Origin of the sequence: Stenotrophomonas maltophilia (assembly GCF_003970865.1) — a bacterium.
Lineage (GTDB): Bacteria > Pseudomonadota > Gammaproteobacteria > Xanthomonadales > Xanthomonadaceae > Stenotrophomonas > Stenotrophomonas maltophilia_AR.
In genome coordinates this window covers 17957-43314 of sequence record NZ_RXLZ01000015.1, presented here as the reverse complement: position 1 = coordinate 43314, position 25358 = coordinate 17957, and the positions used below count along the sequence as shown (strand labels likewise).

Sequence of the window (25358 nt, the reverse complement as noted above, 5' to 3'; positions counted from 1 at the left end):
GCAGTCGAGCAAGCTCGACTCTACAGGGGCGCTGCACCCGCCGTTGGTAGGTGCGGACCGCTGGTCCGCACTGTGCTTCGGGCATTTCGATGGCTGAGCGGAGAGCAGTCGAGCAAGCTCGACTCTACAAAAACCTGCATCACCTGCTCTGGCAGGTGATGCCCATCATGCGCGCTACCAGACAAAACGAGTATCGCGCAGCGGGTCGCTTAACAACCGCGGCAACCACGGGGCAGGAGCTCGCTGCGGATACTCCCGCATCATCTGTGCGTGCATGGCCTGCAGATCCCGCAGCAACCAGGACTGGTAATAGATGTCGTTGAACCCATCCGACCAACCACTCTTCACGCGCTCATGCTCGTCTGCCTCCAACGGCGGCATCTGGTCCAGCGGCACCTCCAGGATTGTCGACAGCGCCGCGTTGATCTGCGCGTTCTCAACCCCCGCCTGGCGCACGTAGTCCAATCGGTCGAGGACCCGCCGGCAGTTGTACGGGAAGCACCCGCCCGTGGCGGTGATGTAGTCAGCAATATCCGCCAGCATGTCGGCTTTCAGCCGCCACACCACTTCGCTGTCCATCACCTGGCGTACCCGCATCGTGCGCAACGTGCTTGCCCGCACCTCTTCCGGCGTAGTGAACGGGGCCCCCGGCGTGCTGCCCGCGTGGCGTACCAGCACGATGCGATGGATCGCCTCGCTGGTGACGCCGTCGATGCGCAGCGCCGCTGCCTGAGGGTGCACGCGCGGCGGCGGCACGCCCAGCATCTGCCACAGGTACCACAGCACCAGCAACAGACCGGCAATGCACAGCCCGCTCATCAGCGTCCACAGGTCCAGGTTCCGGGTGTAGTAGCGAAAGCGCGCCCGCCAGATATAGAACGTGCGATAGCTGATAATTCCGCGTACCCATCTGTACATTGCCATCTCCTCGGCAAGGACCCCGGCGCGGCGGGGTTCATTACGCGCACTACGCCGGGGCGGCATGGCTTACCAGCCGATGCCCACGCCGACGCCCATGCTGCGCTCACCGCTGTTGGTGAACGCACCATTGAGGCTGAAGGTGGCCGAACCCTTCTCGTTCAGCACACGCTGGTAGCCCACGGCCATCGCCGACTCACCCTCGCTGTAGCCGACGCCCGCACCGAGGCGGTTGTAGGTGGCCAGGCCGGCGGTGTTCATCGCCATCGCACTCTGCGCGCTGCTCATTGCCGCCATGCGGTTGAAGCGCTTGTCCATCTTGTCCAGGCGACGTTCGACGTTGCTGATCGCACCATCGGTGTACTCGTTGGCACGGGCCAGCATCTTTTCCAGGTCCGCGGTGTCGACCTGCGGCTTGGGCGTATCGTCGTTCTTCGACTTCGGCTGCGGCGTGGGCTTGTCACCTTCACCGGTAGAGGCAATCTGCGGCGAGCCGCTGGTCTCCGGCGTCGGCGCGATCTCTTCGGTGGACGGTGAAGGCGTGGATGCTGCCGCCATGGCGCGGGCCTGCGGCTGATCGTCAATGCGCTGCTCCAGCCCATCCATGCGGCCATTGAGCTGCTGCTGCATCGAGTGCAGCTGGCCACCGTTGACCGCATCACGGCTGCCGGCCGCGATCAAGCCATTGGCCACGTTGGAGATGACCATGCCGTTTGCGCCTGCCAGGGTGAGCTGTTGGGTGCCGTCTGCGCGGACCGAGGGGGTTTCCTGGAACACGGAGCGGAGCTGGGATTCGACCTGGTTCACGCGCGAGGTGGTGCTGACGACTGCGCCGTCGAGCGCTTCCAATGCGCCATTGAGGGTGGATTGGGACTGGCCCTGCACGTTGAAGCTGGGGCCGACGATGTTACCGTTGGCGTCCACTTCGCTGCCGAGAGCGGACAGTGCACCGCGCAGCTGGCCGACGGTGGCGGCGTTGTGGTTGGCGGTGCCGTTGGCGATGTTGGTGAGGCGTCGCTTCAACGACATGTGACCGAATGATGCCTCCATTTCGGACTCAGCGATCGACTGAGCGCCCACAGCAACGGCAAATCTTGCCCCCACCTCCACCCTACTGTAACTCCCCAGAGCAACACCCCAATCTGCGAACACGCCTGCGGCTTGGCCAAGCGATACTCCGGTAAGTGCATCGGCAGCTATGTGTGCACCGTATCCAATTGCGGTGGATTGCTTACCAAGTGACGCTGCATAACTACCAACGGAAGTCGATCCTTCCCCCAAAGCCCGAGTGTCCCCACCAACCGCTACGGACAGGAACGCTGCCTCAGCCGGAGTACTTAAGTCATCGTGATCCACTATCACGTTGTTGAACCGATCAGCCAAACTGGCTACTACCTCATTAGTTCGGAATAGCTGACTGCCGCGCACGACATCCGAGCTATCAGCCGACAGCCCTGCCTCGGCCACACCAGTCAAACGCGCACCGCCGAAATCGATCGGACCACTCGCATCCAGTCCACGCATGGCCTGCTCGCCCATCTCCCGCTCCTTTCGCATCGCCTCCAGATCATTCCGATTCTGCGAGATCTTCTGCTCGGCGGCGTACAACTGACTTCCGGTTACGGCATCGCGGCTTCCTGGCGCCACTCGTCCGTCAGCCAGGTTGGTCAGCACCATGCCATTCACGCCATTCAGCGCGATCTGGTTCGTGCCGTCGGCACGAGTCGAGGGCGATTCCTGGAAGATTGAACTCAGCTGGCCTTCCACCTTGTCCGTGCGACGGCCTGCGGTGATGACGGCGCCATCGAGTGCCATCAGCGCGTCCTCGACGCTGCTCTGCGTTCCGCCCTGCACCGCGTAGGTCGGAGCGATGATGTTGCCATTGGCATCCATGCCTGCGCCGCCGCCGAGGGTGGCGAGGGAATCCTTGAGCTGAGAGACAGTGGTGGCGTTGTGGTCGGCGGTGCCTCGGGCGATGTTTACAAGGCGGCGCTGGATGCCGACACTCCCGAATGACGCAACCCCAACCTCATCAGCTTGGGAACCCATTCCAAGTGCTAGCGAGTTGAGAGCTCCACCTTCAACGCTTGCGCCAGCACCGATCGCCACACCTCCACGTGCACCGCCAGTGTCTCCGCCGACCTGTGCACCGACTCCCAATGCGAACCCATTCTCGGAATCCACAGAGACAGTTGCCGCTCGACCAATTGCGGTGGAGTTCTTCCCCATTGCCTCCGCAAACGTGCCTACCGCAGTACCTCCCTCCAGTCCCGTCTTTGCTGAATTTCCCAACGCAACGCCTGCCACACCCGCTTCGGCGCGTTCACTGAAGGGCGCTGAGCCGATACTCACAAACTGCGCGATATCCTCAAGATCTGAGACGCGTGAATTGGTTGAATGCAGCTGCCTACCAGACACAGCCTCATCACTACTGGCGCTCAAGAGCCCATCCGCTACACCACTGATCTTCCGATTGGCATTGGCGCTGTTGCGCACGTCCAACGTCGCACCGTTGTTCTTCCCGCCCAGGCGCACATCGCCGGACGCGGAAACCTGCGCCACCAGCCCGCCCAGCGCCGCGGTCTCGGCCAGCGCCTTGGTTGCATCCGTCTTTGCCACACCAGCATCTGCACCCGCAGACCTAGCGATACCCTCCACCGTCGTCACCTTGTCATTGGTGGCACTGAGCTGCCTGCCGTTGACGGCCTCGTAGCTGCTGGCGCTGACCACGCCATCGGCCACGCCGGTCAGCTTCCGGTTCGCATTTGCACTATTGCGCACATCCAGCACGGAGCCACTGTTCTTCTCACCCACGCGAACATTGCCGCTGGCACTGACCTGATTCAGCAGTCCGTTGAGCGTCCCCACCTGCGTCAGCGCGGTGTTCGCTGCGGTCTTGGCGGAACTAGCATCGCTCATCGCAGTGCTGACGTTGCTGTTGGTGGTGTTGAGCTGCCGACCGGTCACCGCATCGGTACTCGCCGAGGACAACGTCGCGTCCGCAACACCCGTGATCCTGCGGTTGGCGTTGGCACTGTTCCGCACGTCCAGGACCGTACCGCTGTTGGATGCGCCCAGACGGACGTTCCCCGAGGCTGATGTCTCGCTCAGGAGGCCCGAAAGCGTGTTGGCCTTTGCCAGTGCGCTGTCAGCATTGGTCTTCGCGGCGTCGGCGACGGAGCGCGCGGCCGCCACATTGCTGTTGGTGGAATTCAGCTGCTTGCCTGAAACAGCATCCGTACTGGTTGCGTTTAGCGTGCCATCCGCCACGCCCGTGATCTTTCGATTGGCGCTGGCGCTGTTGCGGACGTCCAGCACAGTTCCGCTGTTGCTGGCGCCCACACGAACATTGCCTGAGGCTGAGGTCTGACTCAGAAGACCGGAGAGGATGTTGGCCTTCGACAGCGCGCCATCCGCAGTCGTCTTGGCGGTGTTGGCCGTGGTCCGTGCGGCGTTTGCCGTACTCTGAGCTGCGTCTGCCACGGACTTGACGTTTGCTATGTCCTGATTGGTCTTGTAGAGCTGTTTTCCAGAGACCGCGTCACTGCTGCTGGATGTCAATCGCGCATCCTCGATATTGACGATGCGGCGCTTTGCAGCGGCCGTCCCCACGGACACAGTGTTGGCTTCGGTTGCTACGGAGTTGGCGCCCAGCGCGACGGAGTTCGCGACGCGCGACGATGCTCCGCTACCAATGGTGACAGCGTTCTCAGCTCTCGCCTCGGATCTGTTCCCGATGGCCGTGGCACCGATGTACGCCGCATAAGCGTTTGCACCAAGCGCGACGTTATGACCGCCGTTGGCACTCGTCCGTGCGTTGTATCCAATGGCGATACTGTCCACATCGTAGACGCTGGCCTTGAATCCAAATGCTGCGCTGTTCTGCCCGTCAATTCTGGTCCCGTGACCAAAGGCAAAAGAATTCTGGCCGTTGACACGCGCACCGGCGCCCATGGCCATAGCGTTCACAGCAGTGGTGTTGGCATACGGCGTGAATACCTTCTCGTCATAGTGGCCAGCATGTGGCGTGCAGTTCAATAGATCCCCAGATGAGAATGGATTACATCCAAGGTAAAGACCCGCACTGGCGCTGTTCATCCCTCCGCCAAGCATCAGAAAGCCGAGCAGCATCGTAACTCTGCGATCAATCAAGGAACGCGACCGCTTGCCACGTATGGCTACAAGCTCGCTGCCCACTACCCAGCAGTTCTTGGCAACACTCCAGATACGACGGTAGATGTGGTTCATGCTCTTTCTCCTTAACAGGACATCGGAAATGAGGCCCTGCACATGACGCAGGGCCAGAACGTTCAGGCGCTCGGCGCCAGGGTTGTTGTGTGTTCGCGGTGACCGTCCGTGGACAGGCGGTAGTGCAGCTTCAGGGTGCTGCCCGGCTGAGGCTGGAACGGCAACTTCAGCTCCGCGTCGGGGTATAGGCTTTTGGCAAAGTCGTGGGATGCGCAGGCACCGCTGGCACTGCACTCGGCCAGCCCGGTGATTCCCACGCGCAGGGTCCCTACATTGCGCAGGGTGTCGCCTTGAAACTGCAGATCCACGCTGCCGTTGGTGGGCAGCACGTTCACCAATGCTCCCCAGACCAGGCTGACGCCCACGTTGGCCTGGGCAGCCTGCTCGTCGCCTTCGAGCAGGGTTCCGTCCGGCCCCCTGACGCCCTCGAAGTAGACGCGGTAGGCCGCTTCCTTCTCGACATTACGCAGCGGAATGACGCGGATCAGGCGGTTGCCGCCGCCACTGAGTGCGAACTTTCCAGGCGTGATGGCAATGGCTGCCTCGGCGGCCTCCACTTCCATCTCTTCCTCGCCGGCCTGCGCGGGATTAGAGATGCGCAGCAGGCGTGCCTGCACGTACTGTGGCTGGGTGGAGTGCGAGTACACGCGGATCTGCCCGCCACGCTTGGCATCGACGGCTGCGCGCATCGGATGGATGGAGAGGTTGGCATGTGCCACCGGCGGGGCCAGCAGCGCGCTTAACGGCAACAGGCAAAACAGCAGCTTCTTCATGATGTGGCTCCGTAGGAATCAGGGTTTCGCGGTTGGCACGCGCAGCTCAACCGTCAGCTCGCCGTCGTAGAGGCCGGGACGCTTGCTGGCGATGGGCGTAGGCGGGGTTTCCAGCGTCAGCGGTGTGGGCACGCAGTACACGGGCTGACTGAAACCCGGCAGCATCACCAGTCGCAGCTGTGCACTGTCGATGCCGCGCAGCAGCTGCTCCTCGCCGTTCTTCATCGCCAAGCGGTTGCCGGCGTAGTTCAGGCTGACCTGGTAGTCGAGGCGCTGGGTGTCATCGCTGCCACCGTCCCCGTGCCAGACCGCGTAGTCACGCCCTGGAGGTGGTCGTGGACCGCTGTCGCGCACGGTGACGCCGAGGAACTCGCTCTGCGAGCCCACGCCGTCGTACAGGCACATATCCACTTCCTTGTAGCCGCCGACCACCTTGCGGATGGGGTCGTAGCGCAGGTCCATGTTGACCAGTGGGGCAATGCCGTCGAAGCCGGGGAAGTAGATCGAGATCGCGTCATAGTCGGTGACGGTGAAGTCGAAATTGAAGACAGCCGCTGCAACCGGCGCTGCGGCCGGATCAGCTTTGATGTTCAGGCGCATCGTGGCCTTCCAGTGGCCTGCCACGAGTCGCGAAATCTCGCGTTGCGGCAGGATCATCTCGACGCCGGTTCCGAGCGGCTGATCTGCCCCGCTCCCTATGCCGCATGTGTACCAGAATGCTGAATTCAGAACACGCGGTACTGAGTCCCAGTAATCTAAAGTGCAGCGATACCCCGACATAGCTCGCTGTAGGTTTCCTACTGCACGAATCTCGGTACGCAGGCCAGTTCTGATTTCAACGAGACGCAACGTTATCTCTGTTGTTCCCCCTGACGAGCTCAGATCAGCGTCCGTCGGGCACCGCCCAAACTCACTATCAGAAGCAGACCCACAAACCACATGTATCTGCCCATACTTCATCGCTAGATCGTGACTGAACCCCAGCACCGTCCGCGGCGCCCACAGCTCCACGTCACCCGGCACCGCCGAGCGATCCCAGCTCATCACGATGTCCCGGCTCTGGTCCGTCGGATGCGTCTCCGGCGGCCACTGCGCCCACACTCTCGGCATCACCAGCACCAGCGCACACACCAGCATCAACACAACCATCCAACGCCGGCTCATGGCGTACCTCCTGCAGCAGCGGTCTGGGGCGCGGCGGCAATCAACGCGCGTTCCTGCAGCAGGCGGGTCACCCGGGCCTGCTGGCGGATCTCCGGCGGCAGCTGGGCCACGGCCAGCGGCTCGCAGTGCACGGCACCGACCAGCAGCACCACCTGGCGGCGCTCGCGCACCTGCAGCGGGCAGTGCAGCAGGCGGTCGTCCTGCAGCAGGTACAGCGTTGTTTCGCGACGCGGAAAATCGGCAACGAAGCTGCCGTTGGCGCTGGTGCCGAGCACCGGCGCGTTGAGGATGCGGGCGCCGCCCAATGGCGACCCCGCAAGATCCTTGGCGCTGCCGATGAAGGTGTAGGTCACTTCGATCGGCACCGGCATGCGCATCAGCTTGCCGGGCGTGAGGAACATCGGCCGCGCACCGCCCGCGCCGGTCACGCGGATGGCGGCGATGCTGTCCAGCGTGCTGGCGTCCTGCACTTCGGCACGGTGCGACTGGTACGACGACAACGGCAGCAGCCGACGCTCTCCAATCTGCAGGCGCTGTCGGCGCAGACCGCCCACCTGCAGTTCGGCGGCCACACCACGCAGGTCGATGTCGTCCGTGCCGTCCACCTGCACGGCCAGACCGGCCTCGGCGCCGTTGGCGCCGCTCCAGTAGACGCCCCGGCGGCCCAGGGCGAAGCCGGAGCTGTGGCTGCCGCTGTAGCCCGTCTCGCCGCGTCCGCGCTGCTCATAGTGCGCAATGCTGGCGGTGGTATTGCCGATGCCGTTCTGCAGCTGGCCACTCAACGAAGCGCTGTAGCGATCATTGTTGTTGGCGCGCAGTTCGGCGTTCAGCTCGCGATAGTGCGTATCCCGTTCCTGGCGCAGGCTCTGGCCCACGCTGTAGTCGATGGCCGGGCGCTGATGCTGCGGCTGGCGCACGTCCACCGCATAGCGGCGCTGGCCACTGCTGTCATGGTTGCGCTGCAGGCGGGTCAGGCTGAGGTTGAAGTAGATGCCGCGATCGCGTTCGTTGCTGCCGCGCACACTGTCGGTGCTGCGCTGTTGCCACAGGCCCACGCGCGTGGACACGCTGAAGTCCTGCCAGCGATGGCTGCGGCTGAAGCTGGCCTGCCAGGTGCGGCTGAGCACGGGCTCGCGGCGCGGCTCCAGCGGGCCGGGCGGCAACAGCGGATCGAGCCCGAACAACGGGTCCTGATCGAATTCGGGCCGATGCCAGCCGGTGCGCCAGGTCTGGCGCCGGGTGTAGCCCACGTAGACGTTGCCACCGGCCAGCGGCAGCGACACCGAGCCGCTGAGTGAGTTGGTGCAGCCCAGCTGGTCGCGCGCATCGGCTTCGAACTGGCAGGCCTTGCCGCGCATGCGCTGCTGGTAGAGATTCCACGACGCCTTGCGCCGGTACGACAGCTGGTGCTGCTGGCCATTGCTGCCATCACTGCCCCGCATGCCGCTGAGCGTGGCGCGCATCTCATGCGTGGCCAGCACGCGGCGCAGGTCCAGGCGCAGCTCGCCGTAACTGTGACCGCCGAGGTTGGCGGCACCGGCGGTAAGGGCGGCATCGCGGCCCAGCGGCACGCGTACGCCGGCCATTGCCACACTCTCCCCATCGAAGCGGTCGCTGCGGCGCTCGTTGCGGCGGCCGCCCTGCACGAACCACTGCCACTGGCTGTTGGTCCAGTCGCCACCCTTGTCGAACGGCGCTTCCTCGGTGCGCACCAGCACACCGTCTTCGTAGATGCGCATGCGTACCAGGTAGTTGCCGAACGGGAAATTGCGGGTGTCGATCTGGTTGATGCCCGCCTGCAGGTAGAAGGTCTGCAGCAGGCGCTCGCCGTCGAACACGTCGACGCGGGCATCGCGCGCCAGCAGCACCGTCAGTGGCGTAGCCTGCACGGCGGCGTCGGTATCCACGTAGGCCTGGGTGGTGCCCACGCGTGCGCCCTGGAAACGGTCCAGCGGCAGCATGCTGAAGCTGAAGGTGCCGCCCTGCGGGCTGGACAGGTTGCGGCGGTCCATGCGCCCGGCCTGCAGGTAGTGCGCCGGCCCCAGGTCATGGCGGTAGTAGACGTTGTCGAACTGGAAGTCGTCGTTGCTGCTACGGCTGCGGTAGCGCTGCTGGGTGTAATACCAGTCGGCGGACAGGTGGCCGCGATCGAACAGGCCCAGCGTGCCCACGCCGCGCGCGGACAGCGCCTGGTAGTCGCGGCCCCCGCTGACGTTGAGTGTCTGCTGGTGCAGGAAGGCGTTCTCGGCATTGGCCGTGACCGTGTGGTAGCGCTCAGCCGCCGGTTCGCCGGGAATCCACTGCCGCGCCACGAACAGGCGCACGGCGCCCTCGCCCTCGTCATACAGCGCGCGTACGGCTGCGGGGTCTTCGGGTGGATCGAGATAGCCGCAGCCCGCCGTGGCGCCACCAAAGCGGCAGGCCAGGTGGCTGTTGCGCGGCAGGGGTTGCGACAGCGCCGGTAGCAACGCTGCCTGTGCTTCCGCGGGCAGGTCCAGCGCCTGCAGCACGCGTGCAGGATCTTCCAGCTGCACGTGCTCCAGGGTCACGCGCACCGGTGACAGCCCGGCCGACCGGCCGAACAGCTGGATGTCGAGTTGTTCGGTCTGGCCTTCAACCAGATCCTCGAAGCCGGCGGGGACGCCGTGGGCTGCGACCAGAGGAGCAGCCATTGCCAGGGCGAGCGCGACCGCCAGCCGGGTAACGGCGGGGGCGTGTGGGGTCATGGGGGTATCGCTGCAGAAGCGGCCGGCCCGGAATGCGGGCCGGCGCGGGGAAGCCCTGAATCAGGGCTTCTGGTTCATGATGATGTAGACCATGCCTTCGTAGCGGCCCTGTACGGCAAGCGGCCCGCCGGTACCGGCCTGGGCGATGGTCAGCGGCATGGCGATGGACGCACCCGGCGTCGAGCTGGCACCGGTGAACAGGTCAGCGGCCTTGTACTCGGTGACCGCGGTGCTCAGCGCATCGGTGTTCAGGCTGACGGCCAGCGGCACGCGGGTGCTGCCATTGAGCAGTACCGGATCGTGGCCGAGGCGCACCTCGATGTCCGCGGTTTCGTCATTGGAATGGATGCGCACCTGCTGCGTCGACGGCAGCAGGCCGCGCAGCGGATCGTGGGTCATCTGCACGGTGTCCGGCAGCGGGGTGCCATCGTCGCGCAGCAGCGCCAGGGTCGGATCGACGTCGGCGTAGACGGTGATCTTGGTTTCCAGCGCGTGCGCGGACAGCGAAGCGGTGGCCAGCGCTGCAGCGAGCGCGGCCTTCTTGAGAATGGCGTGCATGGGTGTCTCTCTCGGACAGGGGGAATATGAAAGCCCCCCTCCCCTAAGGAGAAAGGGAGGGAGGCGCCGCCCGCAGAGGTGGATGCAGGCGACGGAGAGAATGTTAGGAATCCATTGCCATGCAGGCCATTCAAGCATTCCTAAAACGTGGAACGTTAAGGAGGATTCTTGAAGGCGCTCAATGTTTGAGGGTTATGCAAACTCCCTCACTGTTTGAATGCAACAAATCTCATTGCCCAGCCCTTGTAGAGTCGACTGTTAGTCGACTGCTCTTCCGACACTGCGCGAAACACCCGCGCTGCGCGCGTGAGTCGAGCACGGCTCGACTCTACAACGGGCCATCCACGCATGGCGTGGATCTACCGGATGGGGTTATGCAACTTTCCTCATCCAGTGAATACAACAAACCTCATTGCCTCACCTTTGTAGAGTCGAGCCACGCTCGACTGTTGTTCGCGCCATGACCGCGAGTCGAGCACGGCTCGACTCTACAGTGGGTCATCCACGCACGGCGTGGATCTACTGGATGGGGTCAGGAAGGACTCCATGGCCGCCACCAATGCCAAGGGTGTCTCATTCATCGGATAGTGCCCTGCACTTTCGATGACCTCCAGCGTCGCGTTTCGATAGCGGCACAGATAAGTCTTCTCCATCAGTGACCAGTTGAACGTTGGATCATTCCCGCCCACCACCACCTTCAACCGATGGTCGCCGATGATCTCGTCGCTGAAATCCGTATCTGCCCATGCGGAAAGATAGGCGGCAAACGCGCCGGGCGTGGAGCGCTCCATTGAGTAGCCGGTCTTCCAGTCCAGCCAGGCGGCGGGCAACCGCCCGCCGGTGCTGCGATCGATGATGGCCCTTCGGCTGGCCACGCTGCCAGCAGCGCCCTCCAGAAGTCCTCGCGTGGGCGCGTCATAGGCGATACCGCCGCAGGGAACGGGCGCGATGGCCAGCATGGACCGCACACGCTGTGGCGCGAGCACGGCAATGCGCTCGATCGCCATGCCTCCCATGGAATGCCCCACCACGCTGAAGGTGTCGATCTGCAGCGCATCGGCGAGCGCCAAGGCATCATGTGCCACCTCGTCGATGCTGAACTGACCCGTCGCATCGCGCATGCCTCCGTAGCCACGGCAATCCATGAAAACGTAGCTGAAGTGATCGTGCGACAGCCACGGCTCGATCGGCTCGAACGCATGCGCGTCGCCGAACCAGCCATGCAGGACCAGGACGAAGTGAGGCCCCTGCCCCACGCGATGAAAAGTGTTGGCCATGAAAATCGCCACAGTCAAAAGGAGTACTGATGCTAGGCAGGGCAAGTGCGGCCCGCCGTCGATGGCGGGTCAACCGCTATAGAATCCGGGCCATGCGCAATTCGCTGCTCGATCCCTACGAAGACCTGCCGCGCGATGTCGTGGTCACCTCGAACGACTACGCGGCCGCGTCCACGTTTCCCCGCCATGCCCACCGACGCGGTCAGTTCGCGTTCGCCGCGCGCGGCACCATCAGCGTGACGACACCGCAGGGGCGCTGGCTGGTGCCGCCACAGCGCGCCTGCTGGGTACCGGCCGGGCTGGCCCACGAGATGACGATGCGCGGCCCGGTGACGATGCTCAATGCCTTCCTTTCCATCGAGGCAGCCACTGCTGTAGCACTGCCAGCGCACTGCCGCGTGTATGCGGTCTCTCCCTTGCTGCGGCAGTTGCTGGAGGATGCAGTGGACCTGCCGCCGCTCTACGACGAGGACGGGCGAGCGGGCAAGCTGATGCAACTACTGGTGGCGGAGATCGCGTCGATGCCGACGCTTTCCCTGCATGCGCCATTGCCTGCCGATGCACGCCTCGCGCGCATCTGCCGGGCGCTGTTCGATGCGCCTTCGCTCGCCATTGGGCTTGATGAGGTGGCTGCGGAAGCGGGCATGAGCCGTCGCACGTTCACGCGGGTGTTCCGTGCGGATACCGGGGTGAGTTTTGCCGAGTGGCGACAGCAGGTGTGCCTGCTGGTGGCCATCGAGCGGCTGGGGCAAGGTCAGGCGGTGACACGCGTGGCACTGGACCTGGGATATGCGAGCCCGAGTGCGTTTTCTGCGGCATTCCGGCGTGTGCTGGGGAGTTCGCCGAGCCAGTATTCAGAGGTGTAGCAAGAGCAGTCGAGCATGGCTCGGCTCTACAGAAGCGTGCCAACCAAGGTTGGCACCCACCAGGGTGGCGGCAAAAAAAACGCCCCGCAGCTGCGGGGCGTTCTCGGCACAACCTACGCGGGCGATCAGCCCTGGTAGTCGCGCACGTCGCTGCCGGTGTAGACCTGGCGCGGACGGCCGATCTTCATTTCCGGGTCGACCTGCTGTTCCAGCCAATGCGAGACCCAGCCGGAGGTACGGCCCAGGGCGAACATGACGGTGAACATTTCGGTCGGGATCTGCAGCGCCTTGTAGATGATGCCGCTGTAGAAATCGACGTTCGGGTACAGCTTGCGGGCGACGAAGTACTCGTCCTGCAGCGCGGCCTGTTCCAGCTTCACGGCCACATCCAGCAGCGGATCCTGCACGCCCAGCTGCTTGAGCACCTTGCTGGTCATCTCGCCGATGACCTTGGCGCGCGGGTCGAAGTTCTTGTAGACGCGGTGGCCGAAGCCCATCAGGCGGAAGCCGGAGGTCTTGTCCTTGGCCTTGACCACGGCGGACTCGACGTTGTCGGCGCTGCCGATCTCTTCCAGCATCTTCAGCACGGCTTCGTTGGCACCGCCGTGGGCCGGACCCCACAGCGCGGTGACGCCAGCGGCGACCGACGCGTACGGGTTGGCACCGGTCGAACCGACCAGGCGCACGGTCGAGGTCGAGGCGTTCTGCTCGTGGTCGGCGTGCAGGATGAACAGCAGGTCCAGCGCCTTGACCACGTCCGGGTTCAGATCGTACTGGCCATCAGCCGACTCGAAGGTCTGCTTCAGGAAGCGGCTGACGTAGTCCAGCGAGGTGTCCGGCTTGTTGGCCGGCAGGCCCTTGCCGTGGCGGTAGATCAGCGCCGACAGGGTCGGCACCTTGGCGATCAGGCGCACGGCAGCCTGGCGGCGCTGTTCGGCGTCGGACAGGTCCAGCGAGGCGTGGTAGATGCCCGACAGCTGCGCGATGGCGGCGGTCAGGATGGCCATCGGATGAGCATCCTTGGCGAAGCTGCCGATCAGGGTGTTGATCGAGGCATCGACATCGGCTTCAGCGGCCAGCTCGTCGGTGAAGGCCTTCAGCTGCTCGGCGCTCGGGCGCTCGCCGTTGATCAGCAGGTAGGCCACTTCGACGTAGCTCGACTTTTCCGACAACTGTTCGATCGGGTAGCCGCGGTACAGCAGCACGCCCTTGTCGCCGTCGATGTAGGTGATGGCGGACTTGCAGCTGGCCGTCGCGGTGAAGCCGGAATCGTAGGTGAAATACCCCGTTTCCTTGGTCAGCTTCGCGATGTCGACGCAGTCGTTGCCAAGGGTGGGTTTGATGACGGGCAGAACGACCGACTTATCGCCGGCGTTGAGCGTGACCTGATCAAGATCGGACACTGTGTGCGCTCCTTCATGGGAAGGCGCCTGCCCAAGCGCATTGGTCAGGCACGTGAATGACGTCCTCGGCCTGTGCCGGGGATCAGGTCATTATCGCACAGCAGCATTTGCCCGGCGCTAGACAGAAGTCGTATACGACAGGCGGCCAGACGCCGGCCGTTGAGCGGCCCGGATCGGCAAAAGCGTTGTCACACGAACGCAGTGTTCCGTCCATCCAAACGCCCGTTGGGTTGGCGTTGGGGAAAAACAAACGGCCGCGCAGAGCGCGGCCGTCGGTTCGAAGCTGGATCGACAGATCAGCGCGCGTAGCGCTTCTGGAACTTGTCGATACGGCCCGAGGTGTCGATGACCTTGTGCTTGCCCGTGTAGAACGGGTGCGAAGCAGAGGAAATTTCAACCTTGACCAGCGGGTATTCGTTGCCGTCTTCCCACTGGATGGTTTCCTTCGTGCCCATGGTCGAGCGGGTCAGGAACTTGAAATCGGAGGTGACGTCATGGAAGACGACGTCGCGGTAGTTCGGATGGATATCGGCCTTCATGGGCTCACACCGTAAATGGGCTGGTGGTCAAGAGCGGCATTATAAGCACCGGTTGCCGCTCGGGGCAACCGGTGCGGGTCAATCGACTTCAGTTTGCGCCCAGGGCCTGGCGCACCAGGGCCTCGAAACGCTGCTGGTCGTAGACCATCAGCAGATCGCAGTTGTCCGGCTGGCCGGTCTGGCGGTTCCAGTCGACGATGGTGGCGCCGCGGCTGAACGTACCGTTCAGCTCCACGTTCAGCGGCCGCGACTCGACCTGCAGCTGCCCTTCCGGGTTGAGCGCCCAGGCCATGGCCACCGCATCGGCGGTGTACCAGCGCCCGCCCTTGCTGTCTTCGGACAGGCCACGGGTCTTGCGCGAGATCAGCTCGTAGAAGCGGGCGCGATCGGAATCGGCCTGCAGCCACTTCTCGGCGTCCTGCAGCGGCAGGCCATGGGCGACGGTGGCCTCCCAGTCCGACACCAGCAGGTGCTTGAACGAGGTGAACACCACGTGCGCCGCTTCCGGATCGAACGCAATGTTGAATTCGGCCGCCGGGGTGATGTTGCCGTGGCAGGTGACTGCGCCGCCCATCACCACGATGCGCTTGATGCGCTCGGGCAGGGTCGGGTCCAGCTTCAGCGCCAGGGCCAGGTTGGTCAGCGGGCCGAGCATCACCAGCATCAGTTCGCCGGCGTGCTCATGCGACAGGCGCAGGATGGCCAGTGCAGCGTGCTCGGCTTCAGCCTGACGGCTCGGCGGCGACAGGTCCACGTCGCCGTAGCCGTCACGGCCATGCACGTGGGCAGCGTCAACGGAGGGGTGCAGCAGCGGATCCGGGCTGCCGGCAAACACCGGTACGTCGGCGCGGCCGACGATGTCGCAGAGCTTGAGGGCGTTGCGGACGGTGTACTGCAGGCCGACATTGCCGGCGGCGATGGTCAGGGCGACCACGTCATGCCGTTCATCGGCAAAGGCCATCAGCAGGGCCAGAGCGTCGTCCACACCGGGGTCGGTGTCGATCAACAGGGGGATCTTGTGGGTCATCGTTGCCGTCTTCAGATCGGCAACGAAGTGTGGACCGGGATGATGACCGTTGCAAGTACGGGGATTGGGGTTCGGCAGGGCTGCGCCCTGCACCCGCCGAATCAACGGCAAACGCCAGAGCAACGGCAAAAGCTGGTTTCCTGGGGATGGCAGGGTGGGTCCGGTTGCGGGGGACGCTGCAAGTACGTCCATGTAAGCTCGGTCGCCGCATCCATGCGGCTCACGCCCCCGCAACCGGACCCACCCCGCCTTCGACAGATTTCCGCGGTCTGCCGGAACGGCGGATGTTGGTGGGTGTCGACCTTGGTCGACACATCCATGCAATGCGTGGATGAACATGGAAATGATCGAAAGCGCTGTCTGTAGAGTCGAGCCTTGCTCGACTCCCGCGCGCAGCGCGATGTTGATCCACGCCATGCGTGGATGTGCGGACCAAGGTCCACACCCATCAAGGTGGCATTACGCCGAGGCGTAACGCACGGCGGTGCCGATCCAGCGCTGCACCACTCGATCAGCCAGCGCGGGTTGCTGGTCCAGCAGGCGCTCGGCCAGGTCATGCACGCCGGGCAGCAGGCCGGCGTCGCGGGCCAGGTCGGCGATGCGGAAACCGGCCAGGCCGGTCTGCCGGGTACCCAGCAGTTCGCCGGGGCCGCGCAGTTCCAGATCCTTTTCGGCGATGACGAATCCATCGTTGGTTTCGCGCATGGTCTGCAGGCGCTCGCGTGCCATCTGCGAGAGCGGGGCCTGGTACAGCAGCACGCAGCGCGACACCGCCGAACCACGTCCGACGCGGCCACGCAGCTGGTGCAGCTGGGCCAGGCCCAGGCGCTCGGCGTTCTCGATCACCATCAACGACGCATTGGGCACGTCCACGCCCACTTCAATCACCGTGGTCGCCACCAGCAGGTCGATGTCGCCGGCCTTGAACGCCACCATCGTCGCCAGCTTCTCGGCGGCTTTCAGGCGGCCATGCACCAACCCCACGCGAACGCCGGGCAGCAGCGCCTGCAGCGATTCGTAGGTGGCCTGCGCGGGGGTGGCATCCAGTTCTTCGCTTTCTTCGATGAGCGTGCACACCCAGTACACCTGCCGCCCTTCCTGGCAGGCCAATGCGATGCGCTCGATCAGCTCGGGACGACGATCATTGTTGAGTGCCACGGTCTGCACCGGGGTGCGGCCGGGCGGCAGTTCGTCGATGGCCGACACATCCAGGTCCGCGTACTCAGACATCGCCAGCGTGCGCGGAATCGGCGTGGCGGTCATCACCAACTGGTGCGGCACGCTGTGTGCGCCCGCGCCCTTGTCTCGCAGCGCCAACCGCTGGTGCACGCCGAAGCGGTGCTGTTCATCGACGATGGCCAGGGCCAGATCCTGGAACACCACCGCCTCCTGCATCAGCGCGTGGGTACCAACCACCACCTGCGCTTCACCGTTGGCGACCTGCTCCATCACCTTGGCGCGCGCCTTGCCGGTGACCTTGCCGGCCAGCCAGGCGATGCGTACGCCGAGCGGTTCCAGCCAGCCGCGCAGGTTGTTGAGGTGCTGTTCGGCCAGCAGTTCAGTCGGGGCGGCCAACGCAACCTGCTTGCCCTGCTCCACCGCCAGCATCGCCGCCAGCGCGGCGACCACGGTCTTTCCGGAGCCGACGTCGCCCTGCACCAGCCGCAACATCGGGCTGGGGCGCGCGAGGTCTTCGCGGATCTGCTTGAACACGCGCGCCTGTGCGCCGGTCAGCGCGAACGGCAGCTGCTTCAGCAGCGCCTTGCCCAGCTTGCCGGGACCGGCCAGCGGCGGTGCATGGTGTGCCTGCAAGGCAATGCGCTGGCGACGCAGGCTGAGGTGATGGGCCAGCAGCTCTTCCATCGCCAGGCGGCGCTGCGCCGGATGGGTGCCGGCAGCCAGCGCGGCCAGGTCGGCATCCGGTGGCGGCCGGTGCACGGTCAGCAGCGCGCTGCGCAGTGACGGCAGGCCCAGGCCATCCAGCCAGCCGCTGGGCAGCAGCTCCAGCGTACTTTCCTCGGGCAGGCGGTCCAGGGCCTGGCCAATCAACTTGCGCATGGTCATCGGGCCGACGCCTTCGACGGTGGGATACACCGGGTCGAGGCGGTCGCCGAGTTCTGGATCGTCGTTGCGGCCCAGCACCTGGTAGCTGGGATGGACGATTTCCAGGCCGAGGTGGCCGGGTTTGGGCGTGCCGAAGCAGCGCAGCCGGTTGCCGACCGCGAACTGGCCGACCTGCTGCTGGCGGAAATGGAAGAAGCGCAGCACCAGGGTGCCCTGCCCTTCGTCTTCCACCGCCACTTTCAGCATCGGCCGGTAGCGCATGCCGCGCTCGACCGCGACCACCCGCCCTTCCACCTGTGCCGGCACGCCGTTGCGCAGGTCTTCGATGCGGGTCAGCCGGGTCCGGTCTTCGTAGCGCAGCGGCAGATGAAGCCAGAGATCCTGCAGGGTGGCCAGGCCACGCGCCTGCAGTTTGGCGGCCACGGCCGGACCCACGCCGGCAAGCATCGCCAAGGATGCTTCGCCGGACGGTGACAGGACCGGGGTGACCGCCGCCTTGCGTGCCACGTGGCGGTCAGTCGATGACCATCACCGCGTCGACCTCGAAGTTGGCGCCCTTCGGCAGGCCGGAGACTTCGATGGTGGAACGGGCCGGGTACGGGGCCTGGAAGTAGTCCTGCATGACCGCGTTGACCTTGGCGAACTCGCCCAGATCGGTCAGGTACAGGCCCAGACGCACGACCTTGTCCAGCGAGCCGCCAGCGGCTTCGGCCACGGCCTTGAGGTTGTCGAAGGCGCGACGGGCCTGCGCTTCGACGTCGCCGGCGCCGACGATGTCGCCGGTGGCCGGGTCAAGCGGGATCTGGCCGGAGAAGTACACGGTGTTGCCGGCGCGCACGGCCTGCGAGTACGGGCCGATGGCGGCGGGGGCCTTTTCGGTGTTGATGATCTGGCGGGACATGGGTCGCTCCGGTGCTTGGGGGAAAACAGAGCGGTGATTGTACCGGCTGGGGGTGCATCCACGCATGGCGTGGATCTACCGCACCGCTTCGGTAGTGCCGGCCGCTGGCCGGCAACCCATGGATCCTCGGCTGCATCGCGATTGCCGGCCAGCGGCCGGCACTACCGGGTACGCGCGGGATCTACTGGCGGCGCACGGCCTGCACGACCGACAGGCGGCGCAGGCGGCGCATCACTTCGGCCAGGTGGTTGCGGTCGCGCACTTGGATGTTGAACGCCAGCACGGCGGCGTTGAAGTCGCGGTCCAGGTAGTCCACGCGTTCGATGTTGGAATGGCTCTGCGCGATGGCGGCGGCCAGCTGCGCCAGCACGCCGGTGCCGTTCTCCACTTCCACCACCAGCGAAGTGTCGTAGTCGCCGGAGACGGTGGTGTCCCAACCGATCGGCACCCAGCGCTCGGGCGACTTGCGCAGCTCGGCCAGGTTCGGGCAGTCCATCCGGTGCACCACGATGCCCTTGCCGGCGGTGTGGTAGCCCATGATCTCGTCGCCGGGAATCGGCTGGCAGCAGCCGGCGAAGGTGACCACGCCGCGCTCGCTGCCGTTGATCAGGATCTTTTCCTGCGAGTGATGGCGCGAATGCGGGCCGCCACGCAGTTCGGCGTAGGCCATCAGCGCCTGCGCGGCCTGGGTCGGCATCCAGTTGCCCAGCGCGACCTCGGCCAGCAGCGCCTCCAGGCGCGGGAAACGATGCTCGGCCAGGAACGCATCCAGGCGCCCCTTCGGCAGCCGCTCCAGCGAGGAATCCATCGCCTCCAGCGCACGGTCGAGCATGCGGTGGCCCAGCTGCACGGCGTCTTCGTGCTCCAGCTGCTTGAGCTGGTGGCGGATGGCGGTGCGCGCCTTGCTGGTGACCACGAATTCCAGCCACTGCGGTTTCGGCGTGGCCGAGCGTGCGGTGATGATCTCCACCGACTGCCCGGACACCAGCTTGGTGCGCAGCGGCACCAGTTTCTTGTCCACGCGCGAGGCCACCGCCATGTTGCCGACGTCGGTATGCACGGCGTAGGCGAAATCGAGCGCGGTGGAATTGCGCGGCAGGGCCAGGATCTTGCCCTTCGGCGTGAACAGGTAGACCTCGTCCGGGAACAGGTCGACCTTGACGTTGTCGAGGAATTCCAGCGAGGACCCGGCAGCACGCTGCGAATCGATCAGTTCGACGATCCAGGCGTGCGCGCGGCTCTGCGCGCTGTTGGGCGAATCGCCACCGAACTTGTAGGTCCAGTGCGCGGCCACGCCGCGTTCGGCGATCAGGTCCATTTCCTCGGTACGGATCTGCACTTCAATCGGCGAACCATACGGCCCGAACAGCACGGTGTGCAGCGACTGGTAACCGTTGGCCTTGGGAATGGCGATGAAGTCGCGGAAGCGGCCATCCAGCGGCTTGAAGGTGGCGTGCACCGAGCCCAGCGCGTGGTAGCAGCTGGGCACGCTGCGCACGACCAGGCGGAAGCCGAACACGTCCATCACCTGGTCGAAGGTTTTGTTCTCGTCGCGCATCTTGTTGTAGATGCTCCACGGGGTCTTGATGCGGCTGACCAGGCGGTGCTCGATACCTTCCTTCGCCAGCCGCTGCGACAGCTGCACTTCCACCTGCGCCAGCGCTTCACGGCGTACCACCGGCTGGCTGCGGATGTGCTTTTCCAGAATCGCGTGACGCCACGGATACAGCGCCTTGAAGCCGAGGTTCTGCAGCTCGCTCTTGACCAGGCTCATGCCCAGGCGCTGGGCGATGGGCGCGTAGATCTCCAGCGTCTCGCGGGCGATGCGGCCGCGCGCTTCGCGGCTCTGCGCGCCCAGCGTGCGCATGTTGTGCAGGCGGTCGGCCAGCTTGATCATGATCACGCGCAGGTCGCGCGACATCGCCAGCAGCATCTTGCGGAAGCTCTCGGCGGCCGCTTCCTGGCGGTCGCGGAACTTCAGCTTGTCCAGCTTGGTCACGCCGTCGACCAGTTCGGCCACGGCTTCGCCGAACTCGGCGGCCAGCGCCTCACGGGTCAGCGGGGTGTCTTCGATGGTGTCGTGCAGGATCGCGGCGATCAGCGCTTCCACGTCCAGGCCGAGCTCGGCCAGCACCTGGGCCACGGCCACCGGATGGGTGATATAGGGCTCGCCCGACTTGCGCGTCTGCCCAGCGTGCGCGGAGGCTCCGACTTCCCAGGCACGGCGCAACAGCGGCAGCTGTTCCGGCGGCAGGTAATGGGCGGCGCGTTCAAGCTGGAGGACGTAGTCGGGTACGGCGGCAGCGGGGGCTGCGGCGACCTTGGCAGTGGGGCCTGGGTTCATGCCCGAAGCCTATTCCAGCGCGACGTTTACGGCAAATCCTGAATGCGAAACAGCCCGCACGGGGCGGGCTGTTCGGCACATCCAACGATTACGTTGATCGATGCGATCAATCGTCGTTCTTGGACATGTCTTCGTCGGCGACCACTTCCGCGGCAGCCCACTCCAGCGCTTCGCGCTCGGCACGCTCACGCTCGGCCTTCTCGACTTCGTCGATCAGCGCGTTGTCGATCTTGCGGGCGGCGATTTCGCGCAGCGCCAGCACGGTCGGCTTGTCCTCGGTCTCGCTGTTGTCCAGCGTGGCCTGCACGCCGTTGGCGAGCTGGCGGGCACGCTTGGAAGCCATCATGACCAGTTCGAAACGGTTGTTAACGACTTCCAGGCAATCTTCTACGGTGATGCGGGCCATACGGGCTCCCGGCGACCGGTCGGCCGCTCAGTCGAATGAGGGAAAGGGGACGGAGTGTACTGGCAGGGACTGGACAAAATCAAGCCAGCCCCTGCCCGATTCTTTTGGAATCAGTCAGTTGCGCCCGGATCGGGGGTCAACAGGGCCTGGATCAGGCCGGCGTGGCGGACCTTCTGGGCCTCCCGGCGCAGGCGGCTGGCGGTGAAGATGGCGCACAGCTCGTCCACCGCGGTGTCGAATACCTCGTTGACGATGACGTAGTCGAACTCGTTGAAGTGCAGCATTTCATCGCGGGCCGCGCCCAGGCGCTGGGCGATGACCGCCTCGCTGTCCTGGCCGCGCTTGCGCATGCGGTCCTGCAGGGCCTGCTTGGACGGCGGCAGGATGAACACGGTGACCGTGCCCGGCACCAGCTGGCGCACCTGCTGCGCGCCCTGCCAGTCGATTTCCAGCAGCACGTCCTGGCCGGCGGCCAGCTGCGGCTCCACCGACTGGCGGGCGGTCCCCTTCCAGTCACCGTGCACCCAGGCATGCTCGAAGAAGTCGCCGGCGGCGATCATTTCCTCGAACTTCTCCGCAGAGACGAAGTGGTAATGCTGGCCGTTCACTTCACCCGGGCGCATCGCGCGCGAAGTGAAGGAGATCGACAGGGCGATCTGTGGGTCACGCGCCAGGGTGGCATTGACGATGCTGCTCTTGCCGGCGCCGGACGGGGCGGCAACGATGTACAGCGTGCCGCGCGCAACGGCGTCCGACGGCTTCGACGGGGCGCTCATGCGCGGAACCCAACTGGTTGATTTCGCAAAATTTTTCCTCGGTGTTCCAGATCCGGCGCGGAGGATCGCGCCAGGACGGCGGGGGCTGCGCGGAACATACTGGAACCAGGCCCGGCAGACGCTTCCCCGGGATGCGGGCACGCAACTTTACCAGAGCGGCCCCGTTGCGCGCCCGCCCGGCAGGCGCCGGGCCTTGTGCCACATGGGCGTGCGGGGGCCTGTGCTATAACCGGGCCGTACCCAACGACAGCCCGGAGGCCTGCGCCTCCCCGCCATCCCAGGAGAACGGCATGCCATCGATGAGCCGCCGCCAGTTCCTGAAAGTGACCGGGACAACCCTGGTCGGCTCCAGTCTGGCATTGATGGGCTTCGCGCCCGGCATCGCGCTCGCGGAGGTCAGGCAGTACAAGCTGACCCGCGCGACCGAGACCCGCAACACCTGTACCTACTGTTCGGTGGCCTGCGGCATCCTGATGTACAGCCTCGGCGATGGCGCCAAGAACGCCGAGCCGAGCATCTTCCACATCGAGGGCGACCCGGACCATCCGGTCAACCGCGGCACGCTGTGCCCGAAGGGTGCCGGCCTGGCCGACATCATCCACAGCAAGTCTCGCCTGCTCTACCCCGAGTACCGCGCGCCGGGTTCGAACGAGTGGAAGCGGCTGAGCTGGGACGATGCGCTGGACCGCATCGCACGGCTGATGAAGGAAGACCGCGATGCCAACTTCGTGCAGAAGAACGAAGCCGGGCAGACGGTCAACCGCTGGCTGACCACCGGCATGCTGGCGGCCTCGGCCACCAGCAACGAAACCGCGGTGCTGACCCACAAGGTCGTCCGCTCCCTTGGCATGTTGGCATTCGACAACCAGGCACGTGTCTGACACGGCCCGACGGTGGCAGGTCTTGCCCCGACGCTAGGCCGTGGTGCGATGACGAATCACTGGGTCGACATCAAGAATGCCGACCTGATCCTGATCATGGGTGGCAATGCCGCCGAGGCGCACCCGTGCGGGTTCAAATGGGTGACCGAGGCCAAGGCACACAACAAGGCCCGGCTGATCGTGGTCGATCCGCGCTTCAACCGCTCGGCCGCGGTGGCCGACGTGTACGCGCCGATCCGCACCGGTACCGACATCGTGTTCCTGGGTGGCCTGATCAACTACCTGTTGACCGAGGACCGCATCCAGCACGAGTACGTGCTGAACTACACCGACATGTCGTTCCTGGTGAAGGACGAGTTCGCCTTCAAGGACGGCCTGTATTCGGGCTACAACGAGGAAAAACGCAGCTACGACCGTTCCAGCTGGGACTATGTGTACGGCGATGATGGCTTCGTGCGCAGCGACCCGACGCTGAAGGACCCGCGCTGCGTCTACACCCTGCTCAAGCAGCACTACGCGCGCTACACCGTGGAGATGGTCGAACGCATCTGCGGCACGCCGGCCGACAGCATCCGCCAAGTCTGGGAGATGATCGCGTCCACCGCCAGCAAGGACAAGGCGATGACCATCCTGTACGCGCTGGGCTGGACGCAGCACTCGATCGGCGCGCAGAACGTGCGTGCCGGCACCATGGTGCAGCTGCTGCTGGGCAACATCGGCGTGGCCGGTGGTGGCATGAACGCGCTGCGCGGGCATTCCAACATCCAGGGCCTGACCGACATCGGCCTGATGTCCGACCTGCTGCCCGGCTACCTGACCCTGCCGAAACAGGACGAACAGGACTACGACGCCTACATCGCCAAGCGCACGCAGAAGCCGCTGCGTGCCAACCAGATGTCGTTCTGGCAGAACTACCCGAAGTTCCACGTCAGCCTGATGAAGTCGTGGTGGGGCGATGCCGCCACCGCCGACAACAACTGGTGCTTCGACCACCTGCCCAAGCTCGACAAGCCGTACGACATGCTGCAGGCGTACGAGCTGATGAACGAAGGCAAGATCCATGGCTACATCTGCCAGGGTTTCAATCCGCTGGCCTCGGCGCCGAACAAGGGCAAGCTGATCAGTGCGTTCTCCAAGCTGAAGTTCATGGTCAGCATGGACCCGCTGGAAACCGAGACCATCGCCTTCTGGCAGAACCATGGTGCGTTGAACGACGTCGATCCGGGCACCATCCAGACCGAAGTATTCCGCCTGCCGACCACCTCCTTCGCCGAGGAGAACGGCGCAGTGGTGAACTCCTCGCGCTGGCTGCAGTGGCACTGGAAAGGTGCCAATCCGCCGGGCGAAGCACGCAGCGACATCGAGATCATGTCCGAGCTGTTCCATCGCATCAAAGCGATGTACGAGAAGGACGGCGGTGCATGGTGGGAACCGGTGCGCGACCTGGCCTGGAAGTATTCCAACCCGGAACTGCCGACGCCGGAAGAACTGGCGATGGAATACAACGGCAAGGCGCTGGCCGACGTGTTCGATCCGAAGGACCCGACCAAGCTGGTGCGCAAGGCCGGCGAGCAGCTGGCCGCGTTCGGCGACCTGCGCGACGACGGCAGCACCTCCTCCGGCTGCTGGATCTACATCGGTGCCTGGGGCCCGACCGGCAACATGATGGCGCGGCGTGACAACAGCGACCCCACCGGCATCGGCAATACGCTGGGCTGGGCCTGGGCGTGGCCGGCCAACCGCCGCGTGATGTACAACCGCGCCTCGTGCGACGTGGCCGGCCAGCCGTTCGACCCGCGGCGCACGCTGCTGGCCTGGAACGGCATGAACTGGGGCAGCGTGGACGTGCCGGACTTCAAGGCCGACGAAGATCCCGCCGGCGGGATGGGCCCGTTCATCATGAACCCGGAAGGCATCGCCCGCTTCTTCGCCAAGGCCGGCATGGCCGAGGGACCGTTCCCGGAGCACTACGAGCCGTTCGACACGCCACTGCGCAGCAACCCGCTCAGCCCCGGCCAGGCACTGACGCTGAACAACCCGGCGGCACGCGTGTTCGCCAGCGACCGTGCCCAGATCGGTTCGCCGGACGAGTTCCCGCATGTGGCCACCACCTACCGCTTGACCGAGCATTTCCACTTCTGGACCAAGCACGGCAAGTTGAACGCCATCATCCAGCCCGAGCAGTTCGTCGAGATCGGCGCGGCGTTGGCCGACGAGCTGGGCATCAACAACGGCAGCCGCGTGCGCGTCAGTTCCAAGCGTGGTCACATCGAAGCGGTAGCCATGGTGACCAAGCGCATCAAGGCCCTGCAGATCGATGGCCGGACCGTGCATCAGGTGGGCGTGCCCATCCACTGGGGCTTCCTCGGTGCGGCCAAGCCCGGATACATCGCCAATACGCTGACCAATGCCATCGGTGACGGCAACTCGCAGACGCCCGAATCGAAGTGCATCCTGGTCAAGGTCGAGAAGGTGTAGGAGACACGT

General features: G+C 65.0%; 17 protein-coding genes. 2 read left to right on the top strand and 15 right to left on the bottom strand.

Annotation, left to right across the window (positions count from 1 at the left end):
- Positions 1–174: 174 nt before the first annotated feature.
- The 7 genes from EKL94_RS06970 to EKL94_RS06940 form a co-directional block, all read right to left on the bottom strand.
- Positions 175–918, bottom strand: coding sequence for a hypothetical protein (locus EKL94_RS06970; RefSeq protein WP_126928552.1), 744 nt, complete (start codon positions 916–918; stop codon positions 175–177).
- Between the two features lie 69 nt (positions 919–987).
- Positions 988–5166, bottom strand: coding sequence for an ESPR-type extended signal peptide-containing protein (locus EKL94_RS06965; protein ID WP_126928530.1), 4179 nt, complete (start codon positions 5164–5166; stop codon positions 988–990).
- Between the two features lie 62 nt (positions 5167–5228).
- Entirely contained in the window at positions 5229–5939 is a 711-nt protein-coding gene (locus EKL94_RS06960) for a pilus assembly protein (RefSeq protein ID WP_126928529.1), read from the bottom strand.
- A gap of 18 nt (positions 5940–5957) precedes the next feature.
- On the bottom strand, positions 5958–6899 hold the full coding sequence (locus tag EKL94_RS06955) for a CblD like pilus biogenesis initiator family protein (protein ID WP_312023655.1): 942 nt from the start codon (positions 6897–6899) through the stop codon (positions 5958–5960).
- 200 nt (positions 6900–7099) lie between these two features.
- Positions 7100–9829 (bottom strand): TcfC E-set like domain-containing protein, encoded by a 2730-nt coding sequence (locus tag EKL94_RS06950; RefSeq protein ID WP_126928527.1) that lies wholly within the window; start codon positions 9827–9829, stop codon positions 7100–7102.
- A 60-nt stretch (positions 9830–9889) separates the two neighbouring features.
- On the bottom strand, positions 9890–10387 hold the full coding sequence (locus EKL94_RS06945; RefSeq protein WP_126928526.1) for a CS1 type fimbrial major subunit: 498 nt from the start codon (positions 10385–10387) through the stop codon (positions 9890–9892).
- Positions 10388–10875: 488 nt separating this feature from the next.
- The gene (locus tag EKL94_RS06940; protein ID WP_126928525.1) at positions 10876–11664 is read right to left on the bottom strand and encodes an alpha/beta fold hydrolase; all 789 of its coding nucleotides are present in this window, start codon (positions 11662–11664) and stop codon (positions 10876–10878) included.
- Between the two features lie 92 nt (positions 11665–11756).
- Between EKL94_RS06940 and EKL94_RS06935 the strand changes: the two genes are divergently transcribed.
- Complete coding sequence (locus EKL94_RS06935; protein WP_126928524.1) at positions 11757–12530, top strand: AraC family transcriptional regulator; 774 nt, start codon at positions 11757–11759, stop codon at positions 12528–12530.
- 125 nt (positions 12531–12655) lie between these two features.
- On the opposite strand, the gene EKL94_RS06930 is transcribed toward EKL94_RS06935, so the two are convergent.
- The 8 genes from EKL94_RS06930 to gmk all read right to left on the bottom strand — a co-directional run bounded on the left by EKL94_RS06930 (position 12656) and on the right by gmk (position 21990).
- Positions 12656–13933 carry a citrate synthase gene (locus tag EKL94_RS06930; protein ID WP_126928523.1) on the bottom strand — a complete coding sequence of 426 codons (1278 nt, stop codon included), beginning with the start codon at positions 13931–13933 and terminating at the stop codon, positions 12656–12658.
- Between the two features lie 296 nt (positions 13934–14229).
- A complete protein-coding gene (locus EKL94_RS06925; RefSeq protein ID WP_005418951.1) occupies positions 14230–14472 on the bottom strand; it encodes a type B 50S ribosomal protein L31 in 243 nt (80 codons plus the stop codon).
- Positions 14473–14560: 88 nt separating this feature from the next.
- On the bottom strand, positions 14561–15499 hold the full coding sequence (locus EKL94_RS06920; RefSeq protein WP_126928522.1) for a nucleoside hydrolase: 939 nt from the start codon (positions 15497–15499) through the stop codon (positions 14561–14563).
- A 459-nt stretch (positions 15500–15958) separates the two neighbouring features.
- Complete coding sequence (gene recG / locus EKL94_RS06915) at positions 15959–18070, bottom strand: ATP-dependent DNA helicase RecG (protein WP_126928521.1); 2112 nt, start codon at positions 18068–18070, stop codon at positions 15959–15961.
- A gap of 7 nt (positions 18071–18077) precedes the next feature.
- Positions 18078–18464: a RidA family protein gene (locus EKL94_RS06910; protein ID WP_005410875.1), complete on the bottom strand. Its 387-nt coding sequence runs from the start codon at positions 18462–18464 to the stop codon at positions 18078–18080.
- Positions 18465–18645: 181 nt separating this feature from the next.
- Positions 18646–20808 carry a RelA/SpoT family protein gene (locus tag EKL94_RS06905; RefSeq protein WP_126928520.1) on the bottom strand — a complete coding sequence of 721 codons (2163 nt, stop codon included), beginning with the start codon at positions 20806–20808 and terminating at the stop codon, positions 18646–18648.
- A gap of 106 nt (positions 20809–20914) precedes the next feature.
- A complete protein-coding gene (gene rpoZ / locus EKL94_RS06900) occupies positions 20915–21214 on the bottom strand; it encodes a DNA-directed RNA polymerase subunit omega (RefSeq protein WP_005410877.1) in 300 nt (99 codons plus the stop codon).
- A 110-nt stretch (positions 21215–21324) separates the two neighbouring features.
- Positions 21325–21990 carry a guanylate kinase gene (gmk, locus tag EKL94_RS06895; RefSeq protein WP_014038334.1) on the bottom strand — a complete coding sequence of 222 codons (666 nt, stop codon included), beginning with the start codon at positions 21988–21990 and terminating at the stop codon, positions 21325–21327.
- Positions 21991–22280: 290 nt separating this feature from the next.
- Between gmk and fdnG the strand changes: the two genes are divergently transcribed.
- Positions 22281–25349, top strand: a complete 3069-nt coding sequence (fdnG, locus tag EKL94_RS06885; protein WP_148105800.1) for a formate dehydrogenase-N subunit alpha — start codon at positions 22281–22283, stop codon at positions 25347–25349.
- The last annotated feature ends 9 nt before the right edge of the window (positions 25350–25358 follow it).

What these genes read in the sequence shown, in the direction of transcription:
- EKL94_RS06940 (WP_126928525.1), bottom strand. Translation starts at nt 11,664, where the DNA reads ATGGCCAACACTTTTCATCGCGTGGGGCAGGGGCCTCACTTCGTCCTG.
- rpoZ (WP_005410877.1), bottom strand. Translation starts at nt 21,214, where the DNA reads ATGGCCCGCATCACCGTAGAAGATTGCCTGGAAGTCGTTAACAACCGT.
- EKL94_RS06910 (WP_005410875.1), bottom strand. Translation starts at nt 18,464, where the DNA reads ATGTCCCGCCAGATCATCAACACCGAAAAGGCCCCCGCCGCCATCGGC.
- EKL94_RS06935 (WP_126928524.1), top strand. Translation starts at nt 11,757, where the DNA reads ATGCGCAATTCGCTGCTCGATCCCTACGAAGACCTGCCGCGCGATGTC.
- EKL94_RS06920 (WP_126928522.1), bottom strand. Translation starts at nt 15,499, where the DNA reads ATGACCCACAAGATCCCCCTGTTGATCGACACCGACCCCGGTGTGGAC.
- EKL94_RS06955 (WP_312023655.1), bottom strand. Translation starts at nt 6,899, where the DNA reads ATGAAGTATGGGCAGATACATGTGGTTTGTGGGTCTGCTTCTGATAGT.
- gmk (WP_014038334.1), bottom strand. Translation starts at nt 21,990, where the DNA reads ATGAGCGCCCCGTCGAAGCCGTCGGACGCCGTTGCGCGCGGCACGCTG.
- EKL94_RS06950 (WP_126928527.1), bottom strand. Translation starts at nt 9,829, where the DNA reads ATGACCCCACACGCCCCCGCCGTTACCCGGCTGGCGGTCGCGCTCGCC.
- EKL94_RS06925 (WP_005418951.1), bottom strand. Translation starts at nt 14,472, where the DNA reads ATGAAGGCCGATATCCATCCGAACTACCGCGACGTCGTCTTCCATGAC.
- EKL94_RS06965 (WP_126928530.1), bottom strand. Translation starts at nt 5,166, where the DNA reads ATGAACCACATCTACCGTCGTATCTGGAGTGTTGCCAAGAACTGCTGG.
- EKL94_RS06970 (WP_126928552.1), bottom strand. Translation starts at nt 918, where the DNA reads ATGTACAGATGGGTACGCGGAATTATCAGCTATCGCACGTTCTATATC.
- EKL94_RS06945 (WP_126928526.1), bottom strand. Translation starts at nt 10,387, where the DNA reads ATGCACGCCATTCTCAAGAAGGCCGCGCTCGCTGCAGCGCTGGCCACC.
- EKL94_RS06905 (WP_126928520.1), bottom strand. Translation starts at nt 20,808, where the DNA reads ATGAACCCAGGCCCCACTGCCAAGGTCGCCGCAGCCCCCGCTGCCGCC.
- EKL94_RS06960 (WP_126928529.1), bottom strand. Translation starts at nt 5,939, where the DNA reads ATGAAGAAGCTGCTGTTTTGCCTGTTGCCGTTAAGCGCGCTGCTGGCC.